Raw genomic sequence first — 8,195 nt, 5'->3', positions numbered from 1 at the left:
GACGCCGGACCGGACCATCCACATGATCGGGAACTCGCACATCGACCCCGTCTGGCTCTGGCCGTGGCAGGAGGGCTACCAGGAGGCGCGCGCCACGTTCTGGTCGGCGATCCACCGCATGGACGAGTACCCGGACTTCGTGTTCACCTGCGACCAGATGGTGCTGCTGTCCTGGGTCGAGGAGCAGGACCCCGAGCTGTTCGCCCGCATCACCGAGCGGGTCGCCGAGGGCCGGTGGGTCAACGTCGGCGGCTGGTGGGTCGAGCCGGACTGCAACATGCCGATGGGTGAGTCGTTCGCCCGCCAGGGCCTGTACGGCCAGCGGTACCTGATCTCCCGGTTCGGGCAGCCCGCGACGGTCGGGATGAACGCCGACCCGTTCGGGCACAGCGCGAGCCTGCCGACGGTGCTCCGCGGGCACGGCCTCGACTCGTACCTGTTCCTGCGCCCCGGCCCGCACGAGAGCACGCTCGACAACACGCTGTTCCGGTGGCGGGCGCCGGACGGCAGCGAGGTGCTGGCCTACCGGATCCCGTTCGAGTACTGCTCCCCCGCCGGGTCGGTCGACGGCCAGGTCGACAAGGCGCTGGGCGCGCTCGACCGCTCGCTCGGCGACGTCATGGTCCTGTACGGGGTCGGCAACCACGGCGGCGGGCCGACGATCGCGAACATCGAGTCGATCCACCGCTACGACCGGATGGGCTCGTTCGGCCGGCTGCGGATGTCGTCCCCGCGCGAGTACCTGGACGGCGTGCGAGAGCGCGGCGCGGAGTTCCTCGACGGCCTGACCACCTGGGCCGACGACCTCCAGCACCACGCCCCCGGCTGCTACTCGGCGCACTCCGGCATCAAGGCCTGGCAGCGCCGCGCGCAGTACGCCCTGCTGTCCGCCGAGCGCTGGGCCGCGGTCACCGCCGTGCACGACGGCACCCCGTACCCGCGCGAGGACCTGGAGCGCGCCTGGAAGCAGGTGCTGTTCAACCAGTTCCACGACGTGCTGCCCGGCTCGGCGATCGAGCACGCCTACGACGACGCCCGCGACCAGCTCGGCGAGGCCGTGTCCGTCGCCAAGCGGATCATCACCCGCGCGCACAACACGATCGCCCGGCAGGTCGACATCCCGCAGGACACCGCGACCCAGCCGGTGCTCGTGTTCAACCCGCACCCGTGGCCGGTGCAGACGGACGTCGAGCTGCACTACGGCTCGCACGCGGGCGCCGTCCACGTGGTCGACGGCGACGGCCGGGTCGTGGTGTCGCAGCCGACGCAGTCCCGCGCGGCCACCAACCAGACCGGACGGGGCGCCCTCGTGCTCCGGGCCGAGGTGCCGGCCCTGGGCTACCGGCTGTACCGGGTCCGGATGGAGGCGGAGCCGGCGCGCCCGGAGTGGAGCGGCGACGCCCCGGGCGCGCTGTCCGCGAGCGAGACGGTGCTGGAGAACGACCTGGTCCGCATCGAGCTCGACCCCGCGACCGGCTGGATCCGCTCGTACCTCGACAAGCGCACCGGGCTGGACGTCCTGCGCGGGGTGGACGGCCGGCAGCACACCCAGGTCTGCGACGACCCGACCGACACCTGGGGCCACCGCGTCGTGTCCTACGCGTGGGCGGGCGACAGCATGGCGCTCACCCGGGTCGTCGTCCGGGAGTCCGGGCCGCTGCGCGCCCGGGTGCGCGTGGAGCGCGCGTGGGGCGCCTCGACGCTGATCGAGGAGCTGCTGCTCGACCACGACTCCGCCGTCCTCCGGGTCGACGTCACCCTCGACTGGCGGGAGCGCGCGCACCTGCTCAAGCTCCGGTTCCCGACCGCCCTGACCGACCCGCGGGCGACCTACCAGATCCCGTACGCCGAGCTCGAGCGGCCCGTCGACGGCGCCGAGGAGCCCGGCCAGGGCTGGGTCGACCTCACCGGCACCCTCGACGGCCGGCCCGCGGGCCTCACGCTCGTCACGACGAACAAGCACGGCTACGACGTGTCGCCCGGCGCCGAGCCGAGCATCGGCGTCACCGCGGTGCGCAGCCCCGTCTACGCCTGGCACGACCCGCGGCTGCTCGACGGCGACGACGTCTACGCGTACCAGGACCAGGGCATCCAGCGGTTCTCCTACGAGCTCGTCGTGCACGCCGGCGACCGGCACGCCGCCGACCCCGGCCGTCGCGCCGCCCTCCTCGGGTCGCCGGTGCGGGCCATGCTCGAGTCGTTCCACGCCGGCGCGCTGCCGCACACGGGCTCGTTCGCGACCGACGACGGCGGGCCGGTGTCGATCACGGCGCTCAAGGGGTCGGAGGACGCCGTCGACGCACCCGGGGGCGCCGACCTCGTCGTGCGGGCCGTCGAGACCCGCGGCGAGGCCGGGACCGCGCGGATCGCGCTGCCGTTGGTCGGGCGCACGATCGAGGCCGAGTTCGGGGCGTTCCAGCTGCGGACGTTCCGGGTGCCGGCCGACCCGGACGCGCCGGTGGTCGAGGTCGACCTGGTGGAGCGCCCGCTCGCCGGGGCGGGGGACGACGTGCGGACGGTCGCGGCGGGCGCAGGCGCGCCGGGAGCGGGGGCGGCCGCCCACCCGGCGACCGACGACGAGCCCCCGACGGACGACCACGCCGCCACCGGCGCCCTGACGGCCACCGAGGCGTCCACCCCGGACGCGACCGGCCGCCCGCGCCCCGCCGAGGCCCCCTTCGCCGACGACGCGGGCTGACCGCGGCCGTCCCGCCGCGCGCCGCGATGCCGGCCGCCGCGACCGAGCAAGAAACACGTCGAGTGAGCATCCGCGGGATGCTCACTCGACGTGTCTCCTACCCCCTCGGCGATCCGCGATCGGCGACGGCCGGCGCTCAGCCCTCGCGGCGCAGCCGCACCTCGCCCACGCCGTACGGGCCGAGGCGCACCGTGCCGCCGCCCAGGACCCGTCCCGGGCCGTCCCACGCCACCTCGGCGTCGACGGGCTCGCCGCCGGCGTTCCGCAGCCGCACCCGCACCGTCCCGTCCGGCAGGGGGCGGACCTCGGCCAGCACCCGGTCCGCCGGCGACACCCGCAGCCCGAGCCCGCCCTCGGCGGTCACCGGGCCGTCGTACGCACGGGCCTGCAGCGGCTCGGCCAGGTCCCGCCCGAACACCCGGACCCGCTCCCGGGTCACCGGCCCGTCGACCGCCGCGAACCGGTACCGGTAGGTCCGCGTGCCCTCCTGGCGGGCCTGGAAGTTCGTGAAGTGCAGGTTGTTCATCAGCCAGGACGACACCGACCCGGTCGGTGCGTGCAGCGTGCGGGCCCACTCGCCGGTGTGCAGGCCGCCGAGCTGGACGAGCGGCGCGTCGACCGCGCCCCAGAGCACCCCGCCGGCCGACCCGGGCCGGTGCACCCCGACGGCGTGCTGGATCGAGTACCAGTCCTTGCTGGTGTCGGGCAGCTGCTCGGTCTCGGCCGCGTACACCGCGCCCGCGGTCTCCAGCAGGAACTCCGGGTCGGCGACGCGGAACGGGAACGCCACGTGGATGCTCTCCGGCCCGAACGCCTCCGGCTTCACGAGGGCGACCTCGAGGTCGACGACGTCCAGGTCGCGGTACAGGGTGAGCGTCGTGGTGGCCGCCGGCAGCCCGGGCGGGGTGGTGCGCCAGGCGATCCGCGCCCAGGACCCGCCCTCCGTGACGAGCGGCTCCTCGTCGCCGGTGGCGTGCCGCCGGTCGAGGTCGGGCCCGGGGAAGTCGGGGTGGAAGTCCTTGGGGTCGCGGACGACCATCGGGTGCGTGCTGCCGGGCACGACGGTCTCCGTCACGACGGCGCCGAGCCCGTGCCCGGCGGTCTCGGCGTCCACCAGCTCGCGCCCGCTCGGCACGTGCAGCAGCGACACCACGCCGCCGCGCGCCGGGTCGACGACCGCCCGGTACCTGCCGCACGCGACCTCCCGGCCCGCCCGGGCGACCCCGGGTGCGGCCGGCAGCGGCACCGTCACCACGCCGAACGCGGGCACGGTCGCGACCGTCCGCGCGCGGGTGCGGCCGTGCACCTCGACGTCGACGGGATCGGTGCGGGCGCGCCCGGTCGGGTTCACGACGACGACCCGCGTGCCGTCCCCCTCGTCCGCCCCACCGGCGGCCGACCCGTCCGGCCCGCTCGCGACCACCCGGAACAGCCCCTCGACCGCGAGGTCCCGCGCCAGGTCGAACGCCCCGTAGGCGAACCCGGCCTTGGCGTTCCAGTGCGCGTGGCTGAACGTCGAGAACGGCTTGGAGTAGGTCTCCCACGACCCCCAGGTGTGCTCCGCGAACAGCAGCAGCTCCGCGTCCACCCGGTCCAGGTCGCGCGCGACCTGGGCGTCGGACCGCAGGCGCACCGGGCCGCGCCGGTACCCCATGACGTCCGCGAGCGCCGGCGACCCGTCCCCGCGGAGCCGGGTGAGCCCGAGCGTGGTCTGCGCCGCGCGCGCGAACGTCCGCGCCTCCCGGTAGACCGCGACCTCGCGCGCCGTCGAGCCGTGCCCGTGCGCCCACCAGTCCGACCACTCCCCGCGCGCGACCGGCACGTCGGCGGCCTCGGCCTGCGGGCGCAGCACGTCGAGCGCCTCGTCGATGGTCGCCGTGCGCATCGGCACGTCGGGGTGCCGGGCGTTCCAGTGCCGCACGACGTCGAGGAACAGCGCCGTCGGCCACCGGTTGTCGTTGGCCGCGTGCACGACCGCGGTGTCGTACGGGTAGTCGTCCCGCTTCTCCAGCCGTGCCACGAAGTCGGCGACGTGCGCCTCGGCCGCCTCGACGTCCCCGTCGACGATCCCCCACTCCTCGCCGACGCCGTAGTGGGTCGACAGCCAGGTGAAGACGCGCTCCCCCGCGGGGCCCTCCCACCAGAACCCGGTCGGCTGCGGGTACGGCGCCCGTCCGTGGTCGGGGTTGAGCGCCATGACCAGCCGGTCGACGCCGGCCCGCCGCATCGCGTCGACCGCGCCCCAGGCGATGCCGTTCACGTCCCCGTGCTGCTCGGTGCGGACCGGCAGGCCGGCGGACCGCAGCCGGTCCAGGGCGTCGTAGGCCGCGTCGAGCTCCACGTCGCCGAGCAGCTGCGTCATGTTGAGGTAGCCGCCGGTGACGGCGACCCTCCCCTCGGCCACCCGCCGGCGCAGCCGCTCGACGTCCGCGGGGTCCGCGGTGTCGAGGAACCGCAGCACCGGACGGGCGACCTCGAACGTCCAGCGGAAGGCGTCCGGCCCGTCGCCGTCGTTCGTGTCGCACAGGTCGAGCACCCGCAATACGGTCGCGGCGTGCAGGTCGTCGACCAGGCGCGGGCTGTTCGTGTAGCCGACGTCGTGGTGGGTGTGTCCCACCAGCAGGACCTGCCGGATCGGGCGGTCCAGCAGCGGGCCGTCGCGGGGCGGTTCCGTCGGAGCGGCCGAGGGGTCGATCGGCGTCTCGTCGGGTGTGGACGACATCTCGGAGTCCTCACTTTGTGGCATCGTTGCCATATGAGCCTAGTCACACGACAGGCTGTCAGTCCACGGTCGTCAGGCTCGGGACAGGCGTGATCACACCGTGATCGCTCAGGTCTTGTCTCACCCGAAGGCCCTGAACTACCGTCCGATGTGGGAAGGTTTTCAGATCCTCGGCACTGCAGCCGGGGACTCTCCCGCGGGCCGGCGACGACGCCGGGCCGCCGGTGCGAGGAAGGGAAGACGTTCATGAGGAAGAGTCGCCGCGCCGCGATCGCCCTGCTGCCGGTCACCGCGCTGGCCCTGGCCGCCTGCAGCTCGGGCGGAGGTGGTGACGAGGGGTCCAGCGGGTCGACGGACTTCAGCACCGAGGCGTCGGGCTCGCTCGCCGCCTGGGGCTTCGAGAACGCCGACGACGTCGGCCAGTCGCGCCTCGACTACGCCGCCGAGCAGCTGTCCGACGTCGACATCGAGCTCGACGCCACCGCGTTCGACGCGCAGAAGTTCACCACCCGGCTCGCCTCCGGCGACGTCCCGGACGTGGTGCAGATGGACCGCCGGTACGTGACCACGTACGCGGCGCAGGACCTCATCCTGCCCCTGGACGCCTGCTACAGCGCCCACGACGTCGACCCGGACGAGCAGTACTACCCCTCGGTCGTCGACGACGTGCGGTACGGCGACCAGGTCTGGGCGGTGCCGCAGTTCTACCAGCCGCCGGCCATCATCCTGAACAAGCGGGTCATGGACGCCGCGGGCGTCACCGCGGACCAGATCGACACCTCGCAGCCCGACGTGCTCGTGGCCGCCATCCAGAAGATGTACAAGGAGAGCGGCGGCGTCCCGACCACGCTCGGCCTCGACCCCGTCGCCACCGGCCAGGGCGGCCTGTGGATCCTCGGCCAGGGCGGGCAGCTCACCGACGCGGACGGCAAGCCGACGCTCGACGACCCGTCCAACGTCGCCGGCATCGAGCTGCTCAAGCAGATCACCGACGCCCAGGGCGGCTTCGCCAAGGTGAAGTCGTTCACCGACTCCTTCGACACCTTCGGCGACAACAACCAGTACGTCACCGACCAGGTCGGCGCGCAGGTCAACGCGCAGTGGTACCCGAACGTGCTCGGCGCCTACGTCGGCCAGATCCAGATCGAGGCGGTGCCGTTCCGCGACCAGGACGGCAACCCGTTCTCCGTCGCCTCGGGCACGGCCTTCGTCATCCCGGCGGGCGCCCAGAACAAGGACGCCGCCTGCGCCTGGATGCTCAACCTGACGTCGCAGGACGCGTGGATGGCGGCCGGCGAGGCCCGTGCCGACACCATCGCCTCCGACGGCGGCATCAACACCGGCCTGTTCACCGGCTCGCCGGCCGCCGACCAGGCGATCCGCGACCAGTACGTCACCGAGACCGGCGACGCCGGCTTCGACCAGGTCATCTCGACCTACTACGACGTGGTCGAGTACGGGAAGACCTTCGGGTCCTCGCCCGCCGGCCAGGAGATCCAGAACGAGCTGAACAACGCCATCACCGCGGCGCTGCTCGGCGACAAGACCCCGGAGGAGGCGCTGGCCGACGCCCAGACGGCGGCGCAGCGGGCCTACGACAACATCACGGGCGGCTGACCGACCCGCCACCCCGCACGACGAGGGGCCCCGCCGCGGTCGACACCGTGGCGGGGCCCCTCCTCGCGTCCGCGGGTCAGCGGTGCTGCGCGAAGAACTCCCGCAGCACCGCGCCGCACTCCTCCTCGCGCACCCCGCCGACCACCTCGACCCGGTGGTTCAGCCGCGAGTCGCGCACCACGTCCCACTGCGACCCGCACGCCCCCGCCTTCGGGTCCCACGCGCCGAGCACCAGCCGCGGCACCCGCGCCAGCACCGTCGCACCCGCGCACATGAGGCACGGCTCCAGGGTGACCACGAGCGTGCAGTCGTCGAGCCGCCACCGGCCGAGCGCCGCCGACGCCGCGCGCAGCGCCAGCACCTCGGCGTGCGCCGTGGGGTCGGCGTCGGCCTCCCGGCGGTTGCGGCCCGCGCCGACGACCTCGCCCGCCGGCCCGAGCACGACCGCGCCCACCGGCACGTCCCCGGTCGCGACGCAGCCGGCCGCCTCGGTGAGGGCCAGGCCCATGGCGGTCAGGTCGTCGGGGCGCGCGAACATGCGGCCCATCCTCGCGCACCCGGGCCTCGGGGCCGGGCGACGGGAGCCCGGGCACGGGCACGGGGGCGCGGTGCGACGGCGGCGCGGTGGACGGGCCCACCGGCCCGCGCTCAGCGACCGGCGCAGCCCACGCAGGTCCGGGCGGTGGGCACGGCGCGCAGCCGCTCGACCGGGATCGGCCGGTGGCACCGGGCGCACGTCCCGTAGGTGCCGGCCGCCAGCCGCCGCTCGGCCTCATCGATCTCCCGGAGCCGGTCCCGCTGGTCGTGCGTCAGGGCGTCGAGCAGCCGGCGCTCGTACGCGATCGTCGACCCCTCGGGGTCGTGCTCGTCGTCGGCCACGGTCTCGCGGGAGGCGGCCACCACGGCGTCGCGCTCGGCGTCGGTCCCGGCCAGCCGCGCCAGCGCCTCGCGCCGCCGCTCCGCCAGGAGCGCGGTGACCTCCGTGGGGTCCAGCGTCTGCGCCATGGCACCAGTATCCGCCCGCGAGCCGCGCCGCGGCAGGTGGAGCGCCCGTGCGCGGGTCAGCCGCCCAGCACGTGCGCCTTCGCCGCGGCGTACTCGTCCTCCGACAGCGCCCCGGAGGCCCGCAGCGCCTGCAGGCGCTGCGGGCCTCCGGGG

At 74.7% G+C, this 8,195-nt stretch carries 5 protein-coding genes; 2 read left to right on the top strand and 3 right to left on the bottom strand.

The features are described 5' to 3' along the window. On the top strand, positions 1-2,698 hold a 2,698-nt coding region (locus G6556_RS15035; protein WP_166943092.1), incomplete at its 5' end, for an alpha-mannosidase. Positions 2,699-2,834: 136 nt separating this feature from the next. Here the strand turns inward: G6556_RS15035 and G6556_RS15030 are convergent. Further along, a complete protein-coding gene (locus G6556_RS15030) occupies positions 2,835-5,420 on the bottom strand; it encodes a hypothetical protein (RefSeq protein WP_166943089.1) in 2,586 nt (861 codons plus the stop codon). A gap of 246 nt (positions 5,421-5,666) precedes the next feature. Between G6556_RS15030 and G6556_RS15025 the strand changes: the two genes are divergently transcribed. Then, entirely contained in the window at positions 5,667-7,037 is a 1,371-nt protein-coding gene (locus G6556_RS15025) for an extracellular solute-binding protein (RefSeq protein ID WP_166943086.1), read from the top strand. A 76-nt stretch (positions 7,038-7,113) separates the two neighbouring features. On the opposite strand, the gene G6556_RS15020 is transcribed toward G6556_RS15025, so the two are convergent. After that, positions 7,114-7,545, bottom strand: coding sequence for a nucleoside deaminase (locus G6556_RS15020; RefSeq protein WP_166943094.1), 432 nt, complete (start codon positions 7,543-7,545; stop codon positions 7,114-7,116). Positions 7,546-7,685: 140 nt separating this feature from the next. Further along, positions 7,686-8,042, bottom strand: a complete 357-nt coding sequence (locus G6556_RS15015) for a TraR/DksA C4-type zinc finger protein (protein WP_166943082.1) — start codon at positions 8,040-8,042, stop codon at positions 7,686-7,688. Between the last annotated feature and the right edge of the window lie 153 nt (positions 8,043-8,195).

Source organism: Cellulomonas sp. IC4_254 (assembly GCF_011603975.1).
In the GTDB taxonomy this organism is placed as follows: Bacteria; Actinomycetota; Actinomycetes; order Actinomycetales; family Cellulomonadaceae; genus Cellulomonas.
This window is presented reverse-complemented; position numbering and strand designations above follow the sequence as displayed.

Bases quoted from the DNA above. Each gene is read 5' to 3' on its own strand.
- G6556_RS15030 (WP_166943089.1), bottom strand. From the start codon at position 5,420: ATGTCGTCCACACCCGACGAGACGCCGATCGACCCCTCGGCCGCTCCG.
- G6556_RS15025 (WP_166943086.1), top strand. From the start codon at position 5,667: ATGAGGAAGAGTCGCCGCGCCGCGATCGCCCTGCTGCCGGTCACCGCG.
- G6556_RS15020 (WP_166943094.1), bottom strand. From the start codon at position 7,545: ATGGGCCTGGCCCTCACCGAGGCGGCCGGCTGCGTCGCGACCGGGGAC.
- G6556_RS15015 (WP_166943082.1), bottom strand. From the start codon at position 8,042: ATGGCGCAGACGCTGGACCCCACGGAGGTCACCGCGCTCCTGGCGGAG.